Raw genomic sequence first — 23,809 nt, 5'->3', positions numbered from 1 at the left:
AGAAGAATATGCTTAATTTTTGCTGATTTACCCTTCTTTGCAATCGCTGAAGGTTAATCAAACGGCGGTGGCGCCAGCACCTCACGGTTACCGTTATGCCCCTGTTCGCTCACAATACCCTGGGCTTCCATCTGCTCGATAATACGCGCCGCGCGGTTGTAGCCAATACGGAACTGGCGCTGGACGCCGGAGATGGACGCTTTACGTTTTTCGGTGACGAAATTAACCGCCTGGTCAAATAACGGATCCAGCTCTTCGCCGCCGTCAAAACCACCGCCGCCACCTTCGCTTTCACTGTCGGAGGTGATGCCGTCAACGTATTGCGGCCGACCGCGCGCTTTCCAGTCCTGCACCACCGCATGCACTTCCTGGTCGCGAACAAACGCACCGTGTACGCGCACCGGCGAGGTTGAGTTCGGGCCGGAATAGAGCATATCGCCCATACCCAGCAGCGACTCTGCACCGCCCTGGTCAAGGATAGTACGCGAGTCAATTTTACTCGACACGGTAAACGCGATACGGGTCGGGATGTTTGCCTTAATAAGACCTGTGATAACGTCTACGGACGGACGCTGCGTTGCCAGTACCAGATGGATGCCCGCCGCACGCGCTTTCTGCGCCAGACGCGCAATCAGCTCTTCCACCTTCTTGCCAACGGTCATCATCAGGTCGGCGAACTCATCCACCAGCACCACGATGTAAGGCAGTTTTTCCAGCACCGGATGCTGGGTATCCATGCTGTCCCCCGGCTTCCAGTATGGGTCCGGAATCGGACGGCCCATACGTGCCGCCTCAGCGATTTTCTCGTTATAACCGGCCAGGTTACGCACGCCCAGCGCAGACATCAGCTTGTAGCGACGCTCCATTTCATTGACGCTCCAGCGCAATGCGTTGGCGGCGTCCTTCATGTCGGTCACTACTTCCGTTAACAGGTGCGGAATGCCTTCGTAGACGGACAGTTCAAGCATTTTCGGGTCGATCATGATGAAACGCACATCTTCAGGCTGCGCTTTGTAGAGCATACTGAGGATCATGGCGTTCACCCCGACCGATTTACCGGAGCCGGTGGTACCCGCAACCAGCAGGTGCGGCATCTTCGCGAGATCGGCAACCACCGGATCGCCAGCGATATCTTTACCCAACACCACGGTCAGAGGGGACGGGTTGTCGCGGAATTTGGTGTTATCCAGAACTTCACGCAGATAAACGGTCTGGCGTTTCTTGTTTGGCAGCTCAAGGCCAACGTAAGGCTTACCTGGGATCACTTCCACCACGCGTACCGCCACGGTCGACAGAGAACGCGCCAGGTCACGGGACAGGTTAGAAATACGCGCCGCTTTTACGCCTGGCGCCAGGTTCAGTTCGAAACGGGTGATCACCGGGCCAGGGGAGTAGTTCACCACGTCCGCTTTAATACGGAAGTCAGCCAGACGCGCTTCCACCAGACGGGCCATCTGCTCAAGAGCAAAAGTATCCACCGGTTCGACTTCCGCTGGCGGCGGCGTTAACAGATCCAGCGACGGCAACGGCGTACTTGGTCGTTGCAGCGGACGGCTGTCTCCGTTACGCATCAGCAGCGGGTGAATCAGGCTTTCCTGCGGCTGTGGTGCTGGCTGCTGGAACTGCGGCTGCGGCGGTTGGGCCGGCGGTGTATGCGGCTGCGCATAAGCCTGCGGCGCTGGCTGTTGTGGTTGCGCATTAACCTGCGGCGCTGGCGCCTGACGCACCGGTTCCGCTTCTGGCATCACGCTCGGCGTGAACAGCGGTTCGCTCGGACCGTCATCCACCAGATCTTTCATCGGTGAAAATTCAAAATCCGAGAGCGAGAACGGGTTTGCCCCCGAAGGCTGCTCACCGGAATAACGTTGCTGCTGCGTGGCCGCAAACTGACGCGCTAATTCCGCTTCGGCAGCATCATCTTCATCCTGCTGAGAATGAACATCGTGTTGGTACTCATTCCCGTAGCGTTGAGTCTGCTGGGCGGCAAACTGACGCGCCAGCTCATCCTGATGCAGTTCGTCGGCATCATCTTCGTAGTCGGACTCACGGGCTTTTTCTTCCGCCATACGCTGGGAAGGCAGTTTAATGCCATAAGAGGCCAGCTCCCGGCGCGTCGGTACGCGCACGCGATTAGGAAGCGGCAATTGTGGACCAATGCCCTCTTTTACCTGAGGACGCGGCGCACCATCGGTTGCCGGGCTGAATAGCGGAGCGGACGCGGCAGCGGCAGCGGCTGCCGTTGCCTGCTTCACGGTTTCCGCTCTCGACGCAACGGCTGGCGCTGGGTCTACAGGTGCAACGCTCGCAGAAGGCGCTTTTACAACAGGCTCCTGCACCGGCTCAGGCACGGGCTGATACCAGGCGGCAAGCTGCTCGCGCTCTCGGGCACGGCGCTCTTCCACCTCTTCAAAATAGTACAATGGCGGACGGGATGGCTTCGCTTCCTCCACCATTTCGGGTTCAGACACCGGCGCAACGTATGGCTGTTCAGGCTCAGCGGGTTCGGGCGTATAGGCCTGATACGGCTGTTGCGGCTCGCTGGCAGGCTCAGGCGGCTGATACGGTTGCTGCCACTGTTCCTGCTGCACAGGAATATAGCTTTCAGGCTCCGGCGCAATGGTCGGTTCAGGCGTATGGTCACCTGGCGCAGTCTGCCAGTCCACCTGCGGTTGCTGGATCGCGGACTCCGGTGCCGGAACAGGCGAGGACGGCATCACGGCTTCAACAGGCGCAACATGGGCCTGCGCAGCCGTCGTTGCGGCAGCAGCAGCGGCTACCGGTTCAGTCACGGAATGACCATGCAACAGCGGATCGTATTCATCATACTCACCCGGCGTAGCTCGATGACCAGAGAACAACACATCATCAGGATCGACGGCCGCGCCGCGATACTCAATCTGCTCCTCTTCATCCATACGTTTGCCGGAGAAAAGCGCGGCATCCGTTTTACGGCCTAACGGGTTAGCAAATTTTTCAGCAACGCGCTGGCGGCGTGCCAGAGCACCGCGCAGAATACGGGCACGGCGGGATTCACGACGCTGCACGGGTGCCTCGTCCTCCTCTTCGTACTCATCTTCATATTCGTCTTCATCGACCCACGTATCATCACGACGGGTGCGATTGCTGGCAAACGTCAGCAGAGTCAGAATAAAGCTGCCGATTTTTTCGGCAATGCTCACCCAGGACCAGCCGGTAAACAGCGTCAGGCCCGCTGCCCAGATACAAAGCAGCGCCAGCGTGCCGCCGCTGCTGTGAAGCATCGGTTGTAGCGCGGAGCTCAACAGGCTGCCAATCACCCCGCCTGAGGCGAAGTACCAGATGTCATCGGCGTTGATCGCCGCCAGTCCGCAGGAGGTGAGGATCAGCGCCAGGGCGCCAATCAGGCGCAGCGAAACGGCAAAATAATCGATGTAGTCGTCGTTCTGTCGATGACGCCAGGCAAACCAGCACCCGCCAATAATGATGACGGGAAGGGTATAGGCCATCACACCGAAAATGAAGAAGAGCGTGTCCGCAAGCCAGGCACCGGGAACGCCACCTAAATTATGAATAGGCTCATGCCATGCGGTTTGCGACCAGCTGGGGTCTGAGGGGTTGAAACTGAGTAAGGCAGCCATCAGCCAGACGGCAAAAAGGGCAATAACAATCAGTAACGCCTCAAGGAGACGACGTCCGCTGCTTAGCTTAGATAATGTGACTTCTTTGTCTTCAGTGTATTCCTGGCTCAAGAAAGGCTCTCCAGGTATCAGGCATGTCCTGCCTGTGTGCTAAAACGGACAACAGCGCCGGGACTCCCCGGCACTGTTGCTGTATGGATTAACAGGAGTGTAATCAAACTACACTGATTTTGCACCTGTTCCGTGTTAGCGCGTCTTAATAACCAGACGATTGCTCTGTTTGACCTCTTCCATCACCACATAAGTACGGGTGTCGTTCACGCCTGGCAGACGCAGCAGGGTTTCACCCAGCAGCTTACGGTAGGCGGACATATCAGGCACACGGGTTTTCAACAGGTAGTCAAAATCACCGGAAACCAGATGACACTCTTGAATTTCTTCAAGTTTTTGTACAGCGGCGTTAAATTGCTCAAACACATCTGGTGCACCACGATTCAGAGTAATCTCAACAAATACCAGAAGTGAGGCATCCAGATAATGCGGGTTCAGCAGAGCCGTATAGCCCTGAATAAAACCCTGTCTTTCCAGTCGACGCACACGCTCAAGGCACGGCGTCGGGGAAAGTCCCACACGTTTTGAAAGCTCGACGTTGGAAATACGCCCATCCTTTTGCAATTCATTAAGAATGTTACGATCGATACGGTCGAGATCTTTGCCAGGGCGCTTCTTGCTATCTACCATTATTATTGTCTCTCTGTATTCCTTCCCTACTCCTGCCTGGACCCTGTGCACATCACTGTTCAGAGCCTGGACCCGTTATTCATCACATCGCCTGGTTATGTATTAGACGCGATGTAGATTCGGGTTCTGCGGTAAGAAGACCGTTGCCCGAAAGCAGTCACAGACATCACGTATGGCGTCTGTCCACACCATGCGTAGATTTCACTGACCCGGTAAAAATGGCATTTCCGTGCATGTCTATGCGGCATGCAGTTCGTGCGTCTTTTTTTCTTCCTTGAATGTTTTCGCAAAAGCGCAGGGGATTGTCAAAGCAAAACATCGATTTTTAGTACAACATGCCGGATATTCATTACGGAGGGGTATTAATCCTCATTTTATTGCCTTATAAACGCGCGGTTTTCAGTAGCAGAAGTGATGTGACCGCCTCTGACCCATAGGGCGCGTCTATTGCATATATCGGAAGCAAAACTCTCCTGCTCTTTTTTTACGGCAACAAATTCCCTACAATCCAGCCCATTGCCTGCCAACAACAATGGGGATCTCATGGGCACGACCAAACACAGTAAGCTGCTAATCCTTGGTTCTGGACCTGCGGGATATACCGCAGCGGTCTATGCTGCACGCGCTAACCTGCAACCGGTACTGATCACCGGGATGGAAAAAGGCGGTCAGCTGACCACCACCACGGAAGTGGAAAACTGGCCTGGCGACCCGAACGACCTGACCGGGCCGCTGCTGATGGAGCGCATGCACGAGCATGCCGCCAAATTCGAAACCGAAATCCTGTTCGACCACATCAATAAAGTGGATTTGCAGAACCGTCCGTTCCGCCTGACGGGTGACAGCGGCGAATACACCTGCGATGCGCTGATCATCGCCACCGGCGCCTCTGCCCGCTATCTCGGCCTGCCGTCTGAAGAAGCGTTCAAAGGCCGCGGCGTGTCAGCCTGCGCGACCTGCGACGGTTTCTTCTATCGCAACCAGAAAGTTGCGGTTATCGGCGGCGGCAACACCGCTGTGGAAGAAGCGCTGTATCTGGCAAATATTGCCTCAGAAGTACACCTGATTCACCGTCGCGACACCTTCCGCGCGGAGAAGATCCTGATTAAACGCCTGATGGACAAAGTGGCGAGCTGCAACATTGTGCTGCATACCAACCGTACGCTGGAAGAAGTGACTGGCGATCAGATGGGCGTGGCGGGACTGCGTATCCGTGATACCCAGAACACCGATAACGTCGAAACGCTGGAAGTGGCAGGCCTGTTTGTGGCAATCGGTCACAGCCCGAACACGGCTATCTTTGAAGGCCAGCTGGAGCTGGAGAACGGCTACATCAAAGTGCAGTCTGGCATTCACGGCAACGCCACCCAGACCAGCGTTCCGGGTGTCTTCGCAGCTGGCGACGTGATGGACCATATTTATCGTCAGGCGATCACCTCTGCGGGCACCGGTTGTATGGCCGCGCTGGACGCAGAACGCTACCTGGACGGGCTGGCTGAACAAGGCAAATAATCTTTACAAGTCAGTAACAAACGTAAATAAAGGCGGCCACTGGTCGCCTTTATTTTTGCTCGCGTGTAACATGCAGAGGTCTAATTTCTTATAACGTCACCTGCAAAGTACGCAATGGAAAAAACCCGTCAACAAGAGTTAACCCGCTGGCTGAAACAGCAAAGCGTTCTGTCCCGCCGCTGGCTTATGATTTCCCGCGTTTTGGGATTCATCAGCGGTCTGTTGATTGTTGCCCAGGCATGGCTGCTGGCCCGCATTCTCAACCATATGATCATGGAGAACATCCCGCGCGAAGCGCTGCTGTTGCCGTTTATCGTTCTGGTGCTGGTTTTCGTTCTGCGTGCGTGGGTGGTCTGGCTGCGCGAGCGGGTTGGGTTCCACGCCGGGCAGCACATCCGCTATGAGATTCGCCGCAAGGTACTCGACCGGCTTTCGGAAGCCGGACCTGCGTGGATCCAGGGCAAACCGGCTGGTAGCTGGGCGACGCTGATCCTTGAGCAAATCGACGATATGCACGATTACTACGCGCGTTATCTTCCGCAGATGGCGCTGGCAGTATTTGTGCCCCTGATGATTGTTATCGCCATCTTCCCTGTTAACTGGGTGGCGGCGTTGATCCTGCTGGGCACCGCCCCGCTCATCCCGCTGTTTATGGCGATGGTCGGCATGGGCGCGGCAGATGCTAACCGTCGTAACTTCCTGGCGCTGGGTCGGTTGAGCGGTCATTTCCTGGACCGTCTGCGCGGAATGGAAACCCTGCGGATCTTCGGTCGTGGTGAAGCGGAAACCGAAAACATTCGCCTGGCGTCGCAGGATTTCCGTCAGCGCACCATGGAAGTGTTGCGCATGGCCTTTCTCTCTTCTGGCGTGCTCGAATTTTTCACCTCCCTGTCGATTGCGCTGGTGGCGGTTTACTTTGGCTTCTCCTACCTCGGCGCGCTGGACTTTGGCCACTACGGTACGACGGTCACGCTCTCCGCCGGGTTCCTGGCGCTGATCCTGGCCCCGGAATTTTTCCAGCCGCTTCGCGATCTCGGCACCTTTTACCATGCCAAAGCGCAAGCGGTGGGCGCTGCCGACAGCCTGAAAACCTTTATGGAAACGCCGCTGGCGCATCCGGAGCGTGGTGAGGTAACGCTGAATACGAACGATCCGGTGACCATTGAAGCACAGGATTTTTCCGTTCTGTCGCCTGAAGGCAAAGTACTGGCCGGTCCGCTGAACTTTACCCTGCCTGCCGGGCAACGGGTGGTGCTGGTGGGTACCAGCGGCTCAGGTAAAAGCTCACTGTTGAATGCGCTGTCAGGTTTTATGGCGTACACCGGATCGCTGCGTATCAATAAAACGGAGCTGCGCGAGCTCGATCCGGATGCCTGGCGTAAACAGCTGAGCTGGGTGGGGCAAAACCCGCAGCTGCCAGCTCCGACGCTGCGCGAGAATGTGCTGCTGGCACGCCCGGATGCGCGTGAAGATGAGCTGCAATCGGTCCTCGACCGCGCCTGGGTCAGCGAGTTTCTGCCGCTGCTTGCGCAGGGTGTCGATACCGTCATTGGCGATCAGTCTGCCGGGCTGTCAGTAGGCCAGGCACAGCGCGTCGCGGTTGCCCGTGCGCTGCTGAACCCCTCTTCGCTAATGCTGCTGGACGAACCCGCCGCCAGCCTGGACGCTCATAGCGAGCAGCGCGTGATGGATGCGCTTAACGCAGCCTCACGCCAGCAAACCACCCTGATGGTGACTCACCAGCTGGAAGGTATTGCCGACTGGGATCAGATCTGGGTGATGGAAAACGGACACATTGTTGAACAAGGCGATTACGCCGCGCTTGTTGCCGCGCAGGGGCCGTTTGCGACCCTGCTGGCGAACCGTCAGGAGGATATCTGATGCGCGCCCTGCTTCCGTATCTTGCACTGTATAAACGCCACAAATGGATGCTGACGCTCGGGATCGTGCTGGCGATCGTTACTCTGCTGGCCAGCATCGGTCTGCTTACGCTTTCCGGCTGGTTCCTCTCCGCGTCTGCGGCCGCAGGCTTTGCCGGGCTGTACAGCTTTAACTACATGCTGCCTGCCGCCGGGGTGCGCGGCACGGCGATTACGCGAACTGCCGGACGCTACTTCGAACGTCTGGTCAGCCACGACGCGACCTTCCGCGTGCTGCAACACCTGCGTATTTACACCTTCAGCAAACTGCTGCCCCTCTCCCCTGCCGGGCTGGCACGTTTTCGACAGGGCGAATTACTCAACCGCGTGGTCGCAGATGTGGATACGCTGGATCACCTCTATCTGCGCGTCATTTCACCTATGGTGGGCGCGTTTGTAGTGATTGTCGTGGTCACGCTGGGGTTGAGTTTCCTGGATGTTCCCATCGCACTGACGCTCGGCGGCATCATGCTGATGACGCTGATTATTCTGCCGCCCCTGTTTTATCGTGCAGGTAAAACCACCGGGGAAAACCTGACGCGCCTGCGAGGGGAATATCGCCAGCAGCTCACCGCCTGGTTGCAGGGACAGGCCGAGCTCACCCTTTTTGGTGCCAGCAAACGGTACCGCGCCCGCATGGAAAATACGGAGCTGAACTGGCATGAAGCCCAGCGGCGCCAGTCTGAACTGACCGCGTTCTCCCAGGCGCTGATGATGTTAATTGGTGGGATTGCCGTTATCGCCATGCTCTGGATGGCCTCCGGTGGCGTGGGCGGTAACGCGCAGCCTGGCCCGCTGATTGCGCTGTTTGTTTTCTGTGCCCTGGCAGCCTTTGAAGCCTTAGCCCCGGTCACGGGCGCCTTTCAGCATCTCGGCCAGGTGATTGCCTCTGCGCTGCGCATTACGGATATTGCCGAGCAGGAGCCGGAAGTGAAGTTCAGCGCGGGTCAAACCGCTGTGCCAGAGCAGGTCGCGCTGACGCTCAGCAATGTCACTTTCACCTACGACAAGCAGGCGCAAAACGCGCTGGAAGACATCACCCTTTCTGTTGATGCCGGGCAGCGCATTGCGATCCTTGGCCGTACGGGATGTGGGAAATCGACACTTCTGCAACTTCTCACGCGCGCGTGGGACCCACAGCAGGGCGAGATTCGGTTTAACGACGTTCCGCTGTCTGGTTTTAGCGAAGCGGCCTTGCGTAAAACGGTCAGCGTCGTGCCCCAGCGGGTGCATCTGTTCAGCGCTACGCTGCGCGATAATCTTCTTCTGGCGGCACCAGACGCCTCCGACGATACGCTGCGGGCAATGCTGGAGCAGGTTGGGCTGCACAAGCTGCTTGAAGACGACGGGTTGAACAGCTGGCTGGGTGAAGGGGGTCGACAGCTTTCCGGCGGCGAACTGCGTCGTCTGGCCATTGCGCGTGCGCTGCTGCACGATGCGCCGCTGATGCTGCTGGATGAACCGACAGAAGGACTGGATGCCACGACAGAGAGCCAAATCCTTGATTTACTGGCGAATGTGATGAAAGGTAAAACCGTGCTGATGGTCACGCACCGTCTGCGCGGGCTGGTGAATTTCGATCAGATAATTGTGATGGACAACGGACACATAATTGAGCAAGGTAGTCACGCAGAGCTGTTGGCAAAACAAGGTCGCTACTACCAGTTTAAACAGCGCCTGTAGACTATATTTGTAGCGTCCTCTCTCGCGTACTGGAGTTCTGTTGTCATGCGCCTGGTGCAGCTTTCTCGCCATAATATTGCGTTCCCTTCTCCGGAGGGGGCGCTGCGTGAACCTAACGGCTTGCTGGCTCTGGGCGGCGATCTCAGCCCGGCACGGCTCTTAATGGCTTACCAGCGCGGCATCTTTCCGTGGTTTTCTCCTGGCGACCCGATCTTATGGTGGTCTCCCGACCCGCGAGCCGTGCTGTGGCCTGGACAGTTTCACCTGAGTCGCAGCATGAAGCGTTTTCATGCAAAATCACCCTTTCGCGTCACGCTTAATCACGCCTTCGGCCAGGTTATCGAAGGCTGCGCTGAAGATCGTCACGAAGGCACCTGGATAACCCGCGATATCATTATCGCCTATCACCAGCTTCATGAGCTGGGTTACGCGCATTCGATCGAAGTGTGGAGCGGCGACGACCTCGTCGGGGGCATGTACGGCGTGGCGCAGGGTACGCTGTTCTGCGGCGAGTCGATGTTCTCCCGCGCCACGAATGCGTCGAAAACCGCGCTGCTGGTTTTTAGCCAGGAATTTGCCCGACGTGGAGGACAGTTAATGGATTGTCAGGTGCTGAATGAGCATACCGCCTCGCTCGGCGCCGTTGAAATCTCCCGCCGACACTATATCGAACACCTGGAACAGTGCCGAAAGGAGACCCTACCACGCGATTTTTGGGTTCCCAGAACGCTCTTTATACCCAATGCCTAAATGTTTTCCGCATATTTTTTATGAGGGTGTTATAATTACGCCGCAGAGTAGCTTCTGCCTGTTGCCCCGCCGCCGTTTGGGACCCTCGCTTCAGATAACGTCCTTACGTTTATCCTGTCGTCTCCCCTTTACGAATGCGCTTTCCGTTCGGTTGTACCGTGACGCTTGGGCAATACGCTGAGACTGTTTTGCTGCGTTTTAAACGCGCAATTCTTTACTTAATTGAGGAATTTCGGCATTATCTTGCCGGTTCAAAACTTGGTAGTGATACCCCAGAGGATTAGATGGCCAAAGAAGACAATATTGAAATGCAGGGTACCGTACTTGATACGTTGCCTAATACCATGTTTCGCGTAGAACTGGAAAACGGTCACGTGGTAACTGCGCACATCTCCGGTAAAATGCGCAAAAACTATATCCGCATTTTGACGGGCGACAAAGTGACTGTTGAACTGACCCCGTACGACCTGAGCAAAGGCCGCATTGTCTTCCGTAGTCGCTAATTGTTTTCGCCTGTAATGGCAGATGAATATTTAAAAGGTCGGGACAATCCCGGCCTTTTTTATTTATGGCTTTAGTGTGGCTGTTCAGGAAGAGGTATTTTTGTGCGGTCTGATGCCCTCACCCTGACCCTCTCCCACAGGGAGAGGGAGAAAAGCGGACACAAAAAAGCCGGGTTAAAAACCCGGCTTTTACACTAAAGAAAATCAGTGAGCCGCTTCCGGCTTGTGCTTCGCCGCACTCTGGAAATCGTACGTCAGTTCGTTCTTCGCCTGATCCAGCCCCACCGTTACCTGGCCGCCGTCCACCAGCGAGCCAAACAGCAGCTCGTTCGCCAGCGGTTTCTTCAGGTTGTCCTGAATCACGCGCGCCATCGGACGGGCGCCCATCGCACGGTCGTAGCCTTTCTCAGCCAGCCAGTTGCGGGCCTCCTGGCTCACTTCCAGCGACACGCCTTTCTGATCCAGCTGAACCTGCAACTCGACGATGAACTTGTCCACCACCTGATGAATCACCTCGGTAGACAGATGATCGAACCAGATAATGTTGTCCAGACGGTTACGGAACTCCGGCGTGAAGATCTTCTTGATCTCTTCCATCGCATCGGTGCTGTTATCCTGGTGGATCAGGCCGATGGATTTACGCTCGGTTTCCCGCACCCCGGCGTTGGTGGTCATCACCAGCACCACGTTGCGGAAATCGGCCTTGCGCCCGTTGTTATCGGTCAGCGTCCCGTTGTCCATCACCTGCAACAGGATGTTGAATACGTCCGGGTGCGCTTTCTCGATTTCATCGAGCAGCAGTACCGCGTGCGGGTGCTTGATAACCGCGTCCGTAAGCAGGCCGCCCTGGTCAAAGCCCACGTATCCCGGAGGCGCACCAATCAAACGGCTGACGGTATGACGCTCCATATACTCGGACATATCAAAGCGCAGCAGCTCAATGCCCAGCGCTTTGGAGAGCTGAACCGTCACCTCGGTTTTACCCACCCCGGTCGGGCCGGCGAACAGGAAGGAACCGACAGGCTTGTGGTCATGCCCAAGGCCAGCACGGGCCATCTTGATCGCTTCGGTTAAGGCCTCAATGGCTTTATCCTGACCAAAGACCAGCATTTTCAGGCGATTGCCGAGGGTGCGCAGCGTATCACGGTCGCTCTGAGAAACGCTCTTCTCAGGAATACGCGCGATGCGGGCCACCACGGACTCGATATCCGCCACGTTCACAGTTTTCTTACGCTTGCTGGCTGGCATCAGGCGTGCACGCGCACCCGCCTCATCAATCACGTCGATCGCTTTATCCGGCAGATGACGATCGTTGATGTATTTCACCGCCAGTTCCACCGCCGCACGGACCGCTTTCGCGGTGTAACGCACGTCGTGGTGTGCTTCGTACTTGGTTTTCAGGCCGTTGATGATCTGCACCGTTTCGTCAACCGACGGCTCGGTAACGTCGATTTTCTGGAAACGACGCGCCAGCGCACGATCCTTCTCAAAGATGTTGCTGAACTCCTGGTACGTCGTGGAGCCCATCACGCGGATCTTGCCGCTGGAGAGCAGCGGTTTGATCAGGTTAGCGGCATCCACCTGGCCACCGGAGGCCGCACCTGCGCCGATGATGGTGTGGATCTCATCGATAAACAGGATGCTGTTGGTGTCCTGCTCCAGCTGTTTTAACAGCGCTTTGAAACGTTTTTCGAAATCACCGCGGTATTTGGTGCCCGCCAGCAGCGAGCCAATATCCAGCGAGTAGATGGTGCAGTCGGCAATCACTTCCGGCACGTCGCCCTGCACAATGCGCCAGGCCAGCCCTTCGGCAATCGCGGTTTTACCCACGCCAGATTCCCCCACCAGCAGCGGGTTGTTCTTACGGCGGCGGCACAGCACCTGGATGGCACGCTCCAGCTCTTTGTCGCGGCCAATCAGCGGGTCGATACCGCCAACGCGAGCAAGCTGGTTAAGGTTGGTGGTGAAGTTTTCCATACGATCCTCCCCGCCTGCTTGCTCTTCATTGCTGTTGATCTGTCCGCTGGGATCCGATGCCTGGTTAGGCTCGTCTTTTCGCGTTCCGTGAGAGATGAAGTTGACCACGTCGAGCCGGCTGACTTCGTGTTTACGCAGCAGGTAGGCCGCCTGGGACTCCTGCTCGCTGAAGATGGCGACCAGGACATTGGCGCCAGTCACTTCGCTACGTCCGGAAGACTGGACGTGGAAAACCGCGCGCTGCAACACCCGCTGGAAGCTGAGCGTCGGCTGCGTATCGCGCTCTTCTTCACTGGCTGGCAGCACCGGTGTAGTTTGTTCGATGAAGGCTTCGAGTTCCTGACGTAGCGCCACCAGATCCACGGAGCAGGCTTCCAGCGCTTCGCGGGCAGATGGGTTGCTAAGCAGTGCGAGCAGCAGGTGCTCGACGGTCATAAACTCATGTCGGTGCTCACGCGCTCTGGCGAAAGCCATGTTTAAACTGAGTTCCAGTTCTTGATTGAGCATAGGCACCTCCCCCAATTTTATGCCTTATCAGGCCTTTTCCAGCGTACACAGCAACGGATGCTCGTTCTCCCTTGCATAGTCGTTCACCATCGCTACTTTGGTTTCCGCAACCTCGGCAGTAAAGATGCCGCAGATCGCTTTGCCACGATAATGAACGGTAAGCATCAGTTGCGTTGCACGTTCAACATCATAAGAAAAGAACTTTTGTAGCACGTCAATAACAAATTCCATCGGCGTGTAATCATCGTTCATTAACATAACTTTATACATAGATGGCGGTTTTAGCGCGTCGCGCACTTTATCTTCCGCCAGCTGGTCAAAATCCAGCCAATCGTTGGTCTTACCCATTATGCATAACCACTTTGAATCTACCTCAGATGTTAGATAACAATCATCTATTACTGTCATCCGCGATGTCTGTCACAAACTGTTGCAATAGCGTTAACTGCCTCAAATTTTGGTTGATTATTGTCCCAACTCCAGCGCCAAACGCTTGACGGCTTCTTCCGTTTCTCTAAATTGTACAAGCGTGAGTTGGCGAGGTTTTGAACAGCCCCCACTCCACCACCGGTTCATTCCATCTTAATTTATAAGATTTACGAAGGATGTCGAAGCATGGAAATGGGTACTGTTAAGTGGTTCAACAACGCCAAGGGGTTTGGCTTCATTTGCCCCGAAGGCGGCGGCGAGGATATCTTCGCTCACTATTCCACCATTCAGATGGATGGTTACAGGACGCTCAAAGCCGGGCAGTCCGTCCGGTTCGATGTACACCAGGGGCCAAAAGGCAATCACGCCAGTCTTATCGTGCCCGTTGAAGCAGAAACGGTTGCATAGCTCTCTGATTCATTGTGTACACCCCGCAGGCAAAATGCCAGCCCGATCGGCTGGCATTTTTATTTTCGGGTTATTCCCGCGCCAGCGCATCCACCGGATCCAGCCGCGCCGCGTTTCGTGCCGGCAGCCAGCCAAACAAAATGCCGGTAAAGGTGGAGCACAAAAACGCGGTGAGGATCGCCATCGGTGAGAAGCCAATCTCCCACCCCGGTAAAAAGAGCTGGAGCGCGAAGGCGATCATCATCGAGAGCGCAATCCCCATTGCGCCTCCCACCAGACACACCAGCACCGCTTCAATCAAAAATTGCTGGAGCACATCGCTGGCTCTGGCCCCGACCGCCATGCGAATGCCGATCTCCCGCGTACGTTCGGTCACCGACACCAGCATAATGTTCATCACCCCTATCCCGCCGACGACCAGCGAAATCACCGCCACCAGCGTCAGGAACAGCTGAAGAGTACGTGTGGTCTTTTCGGCCGTTTTCAAGAGGCCGTCCATGTTCCAGGTGAAGAAATCCTTTTTCCCGTGGCGCAACGTTAACAGCCGCTCGAGCTGCTGTTCCGCCAGCGCGCTGTCGTAGCCCTCTTTCACTCGCACGGTAATGGAGTTGAGCCAGGACTGTCCCATAATGCGCCCGGAAATGGTGCTGTACGGCAGCCAGACGCGCAGGATCTTGCTGCTGCCAAACATGGACTGTTTCTCTTCCGCCACACCAATCACCGTGGCGGGCATGTTACCCACCAGGATCACTTCCCCCACCACACGGGTTTTATTGGGGAAAAGCTGTCTGCGCGAGTTAGCGTCTAACACCACCACCTGCGCCCTGCCCGCCAGCTGTTCCGCGTTGAAGGTCGCCCCTTCGCTGAAGGTCATGCCGTAGACGTTGAAGTAATCTCCGCTGACGCCGTTAGCGCTGGCCGCCACGTCGATGTTGCCGTAGCGCAGACGAAGGTTTTGCGACACGGCAGGCGTGGCGGAGTTCACCCACGGCTGCTTCTGAATAGCCGCCAGATCGTCGTATTTCAGCGCCTGCTGATACTGCGGCTCGTCGTCGCCAAAATCTTTGCCGGGGTAAACGTCGATGGTGTTAGTCCCGATGGCGCGAATATCCGCCAGCACCAGCTGTTTCGCCGCATCGCCCACCACCACAATCGACACCACCGAGGCAATACCGATAATGATGCCGAGCATGGTCAGCAGGGTGCGCATTTTGTTGGCCGCCATCGCCAGCCAGGCCATGGTCAGCGCTTCACGAAAGCCGCTGGAGAACTGTCCCCAGCCGGTGGACGCAGGTAAGGCTTCTTTCGGCGCCGCCGCTCTGGACTGACGTGGCGGCGGGTTGCTGACCAGCTCGCCGTCGTGGATCTCAATGATGCGTTCCGCCTGCGCTGCCACCTGCGGATCGTGGGTGACAATAATCACCGTATGCCCCTGATCGCGCAGCTGATGCAGGATCGCCATCACCTCTTCACCGGAATGGCTGTCGAGCGCACCGGTTGGCTCATCAGCGAGGAGCACCTGTCCGCCGTTCATCAGCGCACGGGCAATACTCACGCGCTGCTGCTGACCGCCGGAAAGCTGCGAAGGCTGATAATCAACACGCTCCGCCAGCCCAAGACGCGTTAACAGCGCCTTCGCACGTTCAAGGCGTTTTTTGCGCTCGACGCCCGCATACACCGCCGGCACCTCCACGTTCTGCGCCGCGCTCAGGTGTGAAAGCAGATGGTAACGCTGAAAAATAAAGCCAAAATGCTCGCGACGCAGCTTCGCCAGCGCGTCGCCGTCCAGGGTGGAAACATCCGTCCCGGCCACGCGATAGGTGCCGCTGGTGGGCTTATCCAGACAGCCAAGAATGTTCATCAGCGTTGATTTACCCGAGCCCGACGCCCCGACAATCGCCACCATTTCACCGGCTTCAACGCGCAGGGAGATGCCCTTCAGCACCTCCACCGGCCCGTCGCCGGACGGATAGCTGCGACGAATGTCATTCAGCTCAAGCAGCGCCGTCATGGCGTGGCTCCGGGCAGGGTTTCGCTGGTGACCACTTCCTCACCCTCTTCCAGCCCTTTTACCACCACCACATCGGTGTCGTTACGTGCGCCAATCACCACTTCCCGCTCGCGGGTTTCGCCGTTGCGCAGCACTTTCACCTTGTAGCGATTGTCCCCGGCGGATTCACCCAGCGCGGAGAGCGGAACCGTCAGCACGTTTTTCACGCCGGTCAGCTGGATATGCACCTGGGCGGTCATCTCCAGACGCAGAACGCCCTGCGGGTTTGGCACCTCAAAACGCGCATAGTAGAAGATGGCGTCGTTAACCTTCTCCGGCGTCGGCAGGATATCTTTCAGCACCCCTTCATAGCGGGTTTGCGGATCGCCCAGCACCGTAAACCAGGCTTTCTGCCCCGGCTTAAGGTGAATGACGTCCGCTTCGGATACCTGGGCTTTCACCAGCATGGTGCTCATATCCGCCAGGGTCAGGATGTTCGGCGCCTGCTGCGCGGCGATGACCGTCTGGCCTTGCAGGGTGGTTATCTGCGTCACTTCCCCGGCCATTGGCGCAACGATTTGCGTGTAATCGAGGTTGGTTTTCGCCGTATCCAGCGAGGCCTGATTCCGTTTGATTTGCGCATCGATGGTGCCAATCTGCGCCTGCTTCACCGCCAGCTCCGTGGCGGCTGTGTCCAGATCCTGTTTCGAGATAGCCTGCGTTTTCGCCAGCGCCTGCTGGCGCGTCAGGGTGACCTGAGCGAGATTACGCTCCGCCTGAGCCTGCGCGCGCTGCGCGCGCAGCTCCATCAGCGTCGCTTCCACTTCGCGGATTTGGTTTTGCGCCTGCTCAGGATCGATCACGCCCAGCAGCTGGCCTTTTTTAACCTTATCGCCAATCTCAACTGACAGGGTTTTAAGCTGACCGCTGACCTGCGCGCCCACGTCAACCTTACGTAGGGCATCCAGTTTCCCCGTCGCCAGCACGTTTTGTTGCAGCTCGCCCGGACGAACAATCAGCGTTTGATACTGTGGTACCGGCGCGTTCAGTACCTTCCATAACCAGAATCCGCCCGCTAACACCACTACCGCCAGCAGCAGAAACAGCTTTCTGCGTTTTCCCTTCAGGTTCATAAATATTCCAAATAATTGTTCTGGCTATCATCACCGTTGATTTTATCTAAACCACTCCTCAACGAAACCCCCGATCCCCGTAATCGTCGGGAATTGTTTACCCGATGTTGATAAAGCGCCTGCTGAAATAGCGATATTCCACCAGAAGCAGGATCTAACATGTCTTCCATCGTCGATACACCTTATTCAACGCTGCCCCAGCCTAAATCGGGCTGGCAACTGTTTAAAAGCCTGGCATCGGGTTCCCTCACGCCGGGGCTGGCGTGGCAAAATCCGGCCTATCGACGTAAGTTTATGTTGCGCTCGCTGGCAACGCCGTTCACCACTGCGCGCCTGCTCGAAAACCTTGCAAAACAGCCCCGTCTGATGCAGATCCTGCGCGTGCAGCCCGGCCTGCCGTGCCGCCTGCACCGGCCGTGGCTGACCGTCAATATGGGCCGTCAGACTACGCTGGACGCATTGAACGATCACTATGAGATGATGAGCCGCCATCTTCCGGCGTCGCTGCTGAATGGCTACCTCTCCAGCCAGGGCATCACGCTGGTGACGTTAACGGGCAAAGAGGAGCAGCAGTTTAGCGTTCGCCTGAGCGCGGATGCGTTTCTGGACAAAGAAGGGGAAGCGACCCTCACTTTTTGCGACCACCAGAACACGGTGCTGGCCGAGCTGACCTTTACGCTGTGCACATACCAGGGCAAGCCAACGCTCTTCATCGGCGGAATGCAGGGGGCGAAAGCGCATGTCCCGCACGAGCACATTCAGCTGGCGACCAAAGCCTGTCACGGACTGTTCCCAAAACGTCTGCTGGTTGAAGCGGTCATGACGCTGGCAGGCGCCTTCCCGGTCGAGCAGATCCTCGCGGTGAGTAACGCCACCCACATCTACCGCAGCTGGCGCTATCGCAAGAAAAAAGAGGGAAAATTGCTGGCTGACTATGACAGCTTCTGGCGCTCCCTTGGCGGACAGCAGCAGGATAACGGCAACTTTGCCCTGCCACTGACCATGCCACGCAAACCGATGGAAGAGATTGCGAGTAAAAAACGGTCCGAATACCGCCGCCGCTATGCCCTGCTTGATAGCCTGATCCAACAGGTTTCGCAGGCGACTGCCCGCTAATCGGCCCTCCCGCGAGCCAGCCAGAGGACGCGGGAGAACATTTTACGCAGCAGCGTGGGCACCGACTCCACGCCTCGCCTGCCCGCTTCCGTCGCAACTTCAATGGCCAAATCCGGTTTTGACGACCGATGGATAGCTTTGGCAATCACCCGGCGCATATTCATGGGCACATCTACCGGGATCATCGCCACGCGGTGAAAGACGTCGTCAAATCCCTGGCGGTACATAAAGTGCTCCATGTCCATCGCAGGCAGCGCGGTCAGATGTTCCCGCTCCTCTTCACGATCGTTATTGAGCAGGCTGCGCACGGTCGCCGCATATTTTTTACCCGCCTCATCGCCATCCACCAGTACGTGCCACTCTATCCCCATCCGGCGCGCAAATTTGATCAGCGGTTTTAAGCCAGACTGAGCAAATTCGATCACTTTGATCCCTTCGGCATCAAAGTGGTGTCCGCACTGGCGAGCCAGCTCGTTTATCACCCAGGTTTCCGTTTCCCCTTCCACCAGCAACCAGCAGCGGGCAAACAGGGAAGAGGCACGGTTAAAACGGATATGAAACGCAATTCGTCGGCCATCTTCGGCATTTAACCCGCCGGGCCCGAGCCGGTAGGCGGTGACCCGCGAGGATTCACGCACCAGGCGGCAGACATACTCCACCGGCGTCAGAGAGAGCAGCTCTCCGGAATTCGTGGTGGTGACTCGCTGCAACGGCAGCAAATTAAGAAGATGCCACGCCACGGAAAGCATAATCGGGTGCAGCCGCGTTTCCGGATCTTCCACCAGCAGCAGCGGGCGCGCGTCCCGATCCAGGCGCACCGTCCCTTTTGCCTGTAAAAGCGTGGAGAATAATCCCAGCAGGATCACCCGATGCGTGCGCCCGCCGGGGCGGTCGATCATGCGGTTGATAATATCGAGATAGCGCCAGCTTCGTTGTTCATCGTGCGAGCGGCGACGCATCAGACGGTGGCGCGCCTGCCCCGTTCCCTGCTCGGAGAAATAGTGCTCCAGCAGTTGCACCATGGCAGACAGTCCCTGACGGATCTGGCCGTCGGTGAGGTTCTGCGGCCGTGAGACCAGTTCACGGGCGAGGAAATCCAGTTCGCGGGCGGTCACCTCCACCTCGGGCGTATTCGGCACGGTGCCGTTACGAATCCGCCGCATAAAGCGCGCGTCTCGTAAGCGCAGCACGGGGGAGAGGCGGATAAGATGGCGGGCAAGCTCGTCAATATTATCGAGCGGGATCGGATTTCCCTTCTCATCAAGAAATTCACGCAGGGTTAACACCCCGTCGTTTTGCGCCATTTCGCCCTCAAGGCGATAGAAAATACGCTGGAAACCATCTTCACAGGGCACCCAGCAGGGCGACATAGGGCGAAAACGACGCACGCGATGGCGACCGGGCTCGGATTCGCGGAAGGTCAGAATGATATGCAGGTGTTTCTCGCGTCCGTTGACATCCCCCGGCGGAAACCAGAAGTCATCATGAACGAAGTGGTACAAGTTCTCTTCGGGCGAAAGTAGCAGCGTCAGGGCATCCAGCAGGCTGGATTTACCCCAGGCATTTTCGCCTATCAGGACGTTGTTCTGTTCCAGTTGCAGCGACAGGCGGTTAATCCCGCGAAACCCGACAATCTCCACACGTTCGAGTAGCATACATCCCCCGCAATTCGGCCACTTTTTCCTTCAAGTTATCAGCAGTATAGCGGCAGGCTGTGGGTCACGACAGCAGAATATACGCCCCCTTAATTATTGGGCTATGCTCTTATTACCTCCGATCTGAACAAGGATTGACATCACATTGCCTTAAATCAAATTTAGTGAATTTATTTGAGTGGCGAAGGGATGTTGATGGTTTCAAAATACTGGCTCTTTGAGTCGTCATCCCTTTATGGCGATATAACCCGCGCGCAGGAATGGGCGCGGACGTTTATTATTGAGGTGGTTATGTTCAGAAAATTAGCGGCAGAATGCTTTGGTACATTCTGGCTGGTGTTTGGTGGCTGCGGTAGCGCAGTACTGGCAGCCGCATTTCCGGAATTAGGTATTGGCTTTGTCGGCGTCGCGCTGGCATTCGGTTTAACTGTATTAACCATGGCATTCGCCGTGGGGCATATTTCCGGCGGTCATTTCAACCCGGCCGTCACATTAGGATTATGGGCGGGCGGACGTTTCCCGGCGAAAGATATTATTGGCTATATTATTGCCCAGGTTATTGGCGGTATTATTGCCGCGGCGGTGCTGTACGTAATTGCCAGCGGAAAAGCCGGGTTTGACGCCGCGGCCAGCGGATTTGCGTCGAACGGCTTCGGCGAACACTCTCCAGGCGGCTACTCGATGCTGTCTGCCATCGTGATTGAAATTGTGCTCACCGCAGGCTTCCTGTTGGTGATCCACGGCGCAACGGACAAATACGCGCCTGCGGGTTTTGCCCCCATCGCTATTGGTCTGGCGTTGACGCTGATCCACCTCATCTCCATTCCGGTGACCAACACCTCCGTTAACCCGGCGCGCAGCACCGCGGTGGCTATTTTCCAGGGCGGCTGGGCGCTTGAACAGCTGTGGCTGTTCTGGGTGATGCCTATTATCGGCGGTATTCTGGGCGGCGTGCTGTATCGCACCCTGCTGGAAAAACGCGATTAATTAAGTGCGGTCTGTAATGTCGGGTGGCGCTAAAGCTTACCCGACCTACGTTAGTGTGCACTTTGTAGGCCGGGTAAGGCGTAGCCGCCACCCGGCTTTTTTTGTAGCTTTACCTCACAGCCTTTATTGGGTAGTGTCTCTGGCGCTTAACTGATACTCAAAAGGACCGGCTGTTCATGTTCTCAGGACTCCTCATCATTCTTCTGCCCCTGATTTTGGGCTACCTTATTCCGCTGCGTCATGAATCGGCCTTAAAGCTTATTAATCGTTTTCTCAGCTGGATTGTTTACGTCATTCTGTTCTTTATGGGGATCAGCCTGGCCTTCCTGGATAATCTGGCGACGAACTTGCTTTCCATCCTGCATTATTCTGCGGTTACGGTAGTGGTTATTCTGCTGTGCAATATTGCTGCGCTGTTCTGGCTGGAACGCACTATTCCCTGGAAAAATCACCACCATCAGGAAAAGCTTCCCTCCCGTATTGCGATGGCGCTGGAATCATTAAAACTGTGCGGCGTGGTGGTACTCGGTTTTTTACTGGGTCTGACCGGCTGGGCATTTTTACAGCACGCAACGGAAGCCAGCGAATATACGCTTATTTTCCTGCTCTTCCTGATTGGTATTCAGCTGCGAAATAATGGCATGACGCTGAAACAGATTGTCCTTAACCGCCGGGGCATGATGGTTGCCGTTATCGTTGTGGCCAGCTCACTGGCGGGGGGAGTGATTAACGCCTTTATTCTCGATCTGCCGCTGAAAACCAGCCTGGCGATGGCGTCCGGTTTCGGCTGGTATTCGCTCTCCGGTATTCTGCTGACCGAATCGTTTGGTCCGGTGATCGGCAGCGCCGCCTTCTTTAACGATCTGGCGCGCGAGCTGATAGCCATCATGCTGATCCCCGGCCTGGTACGCCGCAGCCGCTCTACCGCGCTGGGCCTGTGCGGGGCCACCTCAATGGACTTTACCCTGCCGGTGTTACAGCGCTCGGGAGGACTGGAGATGGTTCCTGCCGCCATCGTACACGGCTTTATTCTGAGCCTGCTGGTCCCCATTCTGATGGCGTTCTTCTCAGCCTGATACTGCTTTGGCGGTAGTGAACCTGCCGCCAAAATTGCGCTAAATCAATAACCCTCCACTTAGTATAAGAAAGCACTTTTCTCCGTTGTGGCACAGGCATAACCTTAAACATGTATCTCAAATATAACTTTAACAGGTGTGATTATGTTTTGTGTGCAATGTGAACAAACCATCCGTACCCCAGCAGGCAACGGCTGCTCTTACGCGCAGGGTATGTGCGGCAAAACCGCAGAAACGTCCGATCTCCAGGATCTGCTGATTGCGGCGCTGCAAGGCTTGTCCGCCTGGGCCTTCAAAGCCCGTGAATATGGCATTGTTGATCACTATGTCGACAGCTTTGCGCCGCGCGCATTTTTCTCCACGCTGACCAACGTTAACTTCGATTCTCCACGCATTGTGGGCTATGCCCGCGAAGCGATTGCCCTGCGTGAAGCCCTGAAAGCGCAGTGCATGAATGCCGACGCCAGCGCCCGCGTGGACAACCCGATGGCGGAGCTACAGCTGGTGAGCGACGACCTGGGCGAGCTACAGCGTCAGGCCGCAGAATTTACTCCCAATAAAGACAAAGCGGCGATTGGCGAAAACATCCTCGGCCTGCGCCTGCTGTGCCTGTACGGTCTGAAAGGTGCTGCGGCCTATATGGAACACGCGCACGTACTCGGCCAGTACGACAACGCTATTTACGCCCAGTACCACAAAATCATGGCCTGGCTGGGCACCTGGCCTTCCGATATGAACGCCCTGCTGGAATGCTCGATGGAAATCGGCCAGATGAACTTCAAAGTGATGAGCATTCTGGATGCCGGTGAAACCAGCACCTACGGCCACCCAACGCCAACGCAGGTCAACGTCAAAGCGACCGAAGGCAAATGCATCCTGATCTCCGGTCATGACCTGAAAGATCTCTACAACCTGCTGAAGCAGACCGAAGGCACCGGCGTTAACGTTTATACCCACGGCGAAATGCTGCCCGCGCACGGCTACCCGGAGCTGCGTAAATTTAAGCATCTGATCGGTAACTACGGCAGCGGCTGGCAGAACCAGCAGGTGGAGTTTGCCCGCTTCCCTGGCCCAATCGTCATGACCTCTAACTGCATCATCGACCCGACCGTCGGCGCGTATGACGACCGTATCTGGACCCGCAGCATCGTCGGCTGGCCGGGCGTGAGCCACCTTGAAGGCGACGATTTCGGTCCGGTTATCGCTCAGGCGCAGCAGATGGCAGGCTTCCCGTACAGCGAAATTCCGCACCTCATCACCGTCGGTTTTGGTCGTGAAACCCTGCTGGGTGCGGCGGATTCCCTGATTGACCTCGTCAGCCGTGAAAAACTGCGTCACATCTTCCTGATCGGCGGCTGTGACGGCGCGCGCGGGGAACGTAACTACTTCACCGATTTCGCCACCCGCGTACCGGAAGACTGTCTGATCCTGACCCTGGCCTGCGGTAAGTACCGTTTCAACAAGCTGGACTTCGGCAACATCGAAGGTCTGCCGCGCCTGGTGGATGCGGGTCAGTGTAACGATGCATATTCAGCCATCATTCTGGCGGTCACGTTGGCAGAGAAACTGGGCTGCGGCGTGAACGATCTGCCGCTGTCGCTGGTGCTCTCCTGGTTCGAGCAGAAAGCGATCGTTATCCTGTTGACTCTGCTCTCTCTCGGCGTGACCAACATCGTCACCGGGCCGACCGCGCCAGGCTTCCTGACGCCGGACCTGCTGGCCATCCTGAACGAGAAATTTGGTCTGCGTTCTGTGACCAACGTTGAAGATGATATGAAGCAACTGCTGAGCGCGTAAGGAGTAACT

17 protein-coding genes are annotated in these 23,809 nt (G+C 56.6%); 10 read left to right on the top strand and 7 right to left on the bottom strand.

Annotated features, from left to right (window positions below):
* Positions 1-53 precede the first annotated feature (53 nt).
* The gene (locus AC4OVU_RS07875; protein ID WP_491928652.1) at positions 54-3,728 is read right to left on the bottom strand and encodes a DNA translocase FtsK 4TM domain-containing protein; all 3,675 of its coding nucleotides are present in this window, start codon (positions 3,726-3,728) and stop codon (positions 54-56) included.
* Between the two features lie 135 nt (positions 3,729-3,863).
* On the bottom strand, positions 3,864-4,358 hold the full coding sequence (gene lrp / locus AC4OVU_RS07870; protein ID WP_000228469.1) for a leucine-responsive transcriptional regulator Lrp: 495 nt from the start codon (positions 4,356-4,358) through the stop codon (positions 3,864-3,866).
* Positions 4,359-4,901: 543 nt separating this feature from the next.
* On the opposite strand from lrp, the gene trxB reads away from it, so the two are divergent.
* The 5 genes from trxB to infA all read left to right on the top strand — a co-directional run bounded on the left by trxB (position 4,902) and on the right by infA (position 10,725).
* Positions 4,902-5,870: a thioredoxin-disulfide reductase gene (gene trxB, locus AC4OVU_RS07865; RefSeq protein ID WP_110292410.1), complete on the top strand. Its 969-nt coding sequence runs from the start codon at positions 4,902-4,904 to the stop codon at positions 5,868-5,870.
* Between the two features lie 114 nt (positions 5,871-5,984).
* Positions 5,985-7,751, top strand: coding sequence for a heme ABC transporter permease/ATP-binding protein CydD (gene cydD / locus AC4OVU_RS07860; protein WP_110292409.1), 1,767 nt, complete (start codon positions 5,985-5,987; stop codon positions 7,749-7,751).
* Positions 7,751-9,472: a heme ABC transporter ATP-binding protein/permease CydC gene (cydC, locus tag AC4OVU_RS07855; RefSeq protein ID WP_110292408.1), complete on the top strand. Its 1,722-nt coding sequence runs from the start codon at positions 7,751-7,753 to the stop codon at positions 9,470-9,472. Before cydD ends, cydC begins: the two co-directional genes overlap by 1 nt.
* Positions 9,473-9,517: 45 nt before the next feature.
* Positions 9,518-10,222 (top strand): leucyl/phenylalanyl-tRNA--protein transferase, encoded by a 705-nt coding sequence (gene aat, locus AC4OVU_RS07850; RefSeq protein ID WP_040117448.1) that lies wholly within the window; start codon positions 9,518-9,520, stop codon positions 10,220-10,222.
* Between the two features lie 284 nt (positions 10,223-10,506).
* The gene (infA, locus tag AC4OVU_RS07845) at positions 10,507-10,725 is read left to right on the top strand and encodes a translation initiation factor IF-1 (protein WP_002211347.1); all 219 of its coding nucleotides are present in this window, start codon (positions 10,507-10,509) and stop codon (positions 10,723-10,725) included.
* A 204-nt stretch (positions 10,726-10,929) separates the two neighbouring features.
* Here the strand turns inward: infA and clpA are convergent, their stop codons facing one another.
* Both clpA and clpS read right to left on the bottom strand, forming a co-directional pair.
* Positions 10,930-13,209 carry an ATP-dependent Clp protease ATP-binding subunit ClpA gene (gene clpA / locus AC4OVU_RS07840; RefSeq protein ID WP_006809407.1) on the bottom strand — a complete coding sequence of 760 codons (2,280 nt, stop codon included), beginning with the start codon at positions 13,207-13,209 and terminating at the stop codon, positions 10,930-10,932.
* Between the two features lie 27 nt (positions 13,210-13,236).
* Positions 13,237-13,557: an ATP-dependent Clp protease adapter ClpS gene (gene clpS / locus AC4OVU_RS07835; RefSeq protein ID WP_006174393.1), complete on the bottom strand. Its 321-nt coding sequence runs from the start codon at positions 13,555-13,557 to the stop codon at positions 13,237-13,239.
* Positions 13,558-13,824: 267 nt separating this feature from the next.
* Here clpS and cspD point away from each other — a divergent pair, with 267 nt between their 5' ends.
* On the top strand, positions 13,825-14,046 hold the full coding sequence (cspD, locus tag AC4OVU_RS07830; RefSeq protein ID WP_006809408.1) for a cold shock-like protein CspD: 222 nt from the start codon (positions 13,825-13,827) through the stop codon (positions 14,044-14,046).
* A 70-nt stretch (positions 14,047-14,116) separates the two neighbouring features.
* On the opposite strand, the gene macB is transcribed toward cspD, so the two are convergent.
* Together macB and macA are read right to left on the bottom strand one after the other, a co-directional pair.
* Positions 14,117-16,057 carry a macrolide ABC transporter ATP-binding protein/permease MacB gene (gene macB, locus AC4OVU_RS07825; protein WP_110292407.1) on the bottom strand — a complete coding sequence of 647 codons (1,941 nt, stop codon included), beginning with the start codon at positions 16,055-16,057 and terminating at the stop codon, positions 14,117-14,119.
* Positions 16,054-17,169, bottom strand: a complete 1,116-nt coding sequence (macA, locus tag AC4OVU_RS07820; protein WP_110292406.1) for a macrolide transporter subunit MacA — start codon at positions 17,167-17,169, stop codon at positions 16,054-16,056. The genes macB and macA overlap by 4 nt, the downstream gene beginning before the upstream one ends.
* A 159-nt stretch (positions 17,170-17,328) precedes the next feature.
* On the opposite strand from macA, the gene AC4OVU_RS07815 reads away from it, so the two are divergent.
* Entirely contained in the window at positions 17,329-18,285 is a 957-nt protein-coding gene (locus AC4OVU_RS07815) for a VirK/YbjX family protein (RefSeq protein WP_047746883.1), read from the top strand.
* Here AC4OVU_RS07815 and AC4OVU_RS07810 read toward each other — a convergent pair.
* Positions 18,282-19,940: an ATP-dependent endonuclease gene (locus AC4OVU_RS07810; protein ID WP_058700435.1), complete on the bottom strand. Its 1,659-nt coding sequence runs from the start codon at positions 19,938-19,940 to the stop codon at positions 18,282-18,284. The two genes, AC4OVU_RS07815 and AC4OVU_RS07810, sit on opposite strands and share 4 nt — an antisense overlap.
* A gap of 291 nt (positions 19,941-20,231) precedes the next feature.
* Between AC4OVU_RS07810 and aqpZ the strand changes: the two genes are divergently transcribed.
* The 3 genes from aqpZ to hcp all read left to right on the top strand — a co-directional run bounded on the left by aqpZ (position 20,232) and on the right by hcp (position 23,800).
* Positions 20,232-20,927, top strand: coding sequence for an aquaporin Z (gene aqpZ / locus AC4OVU_RS07805; protein ID WP_026080729.1), 696 nt, complete (start codon positions 20,232-20,234; stop codon positions 20,925-20,927).
* 176 nt (positions 20,928-21,103) lie between these two features.
* The gene (locus tag AC4OVU_RS07800; RefSeq protein WP_110292404.1) at positions 21,104-22,003 is read left to right on the top strand and encodes a LysO family transporter; all 900 of its coding nucleotides are present in this window, start codon (positions 21,104-21,106) and stop codon (positions 22,001-22,003) included.
* Positions 22,004-22,147: 144 nt separating this feature from the next.
* Entirely contained in the window at positions 22,148-23,800 is a 1,653-nt protein-coding gene (gene hcp / locus AC4OVU_RS07795) for a hydroxylamine reductase (protein ID WP_110292403.1), read from the top strand.
* The last annotated feature ends 9 nt before the right edge of the window (positions 23,801-23,809 follow it).

The organism is Enterobacter sp. 6722112, assembly GCF_058661685.1.
Note: the sequence above shows the minus strand (reverse complement) of the source record. Positions and strands in the feature narration are given on the sequence as shown.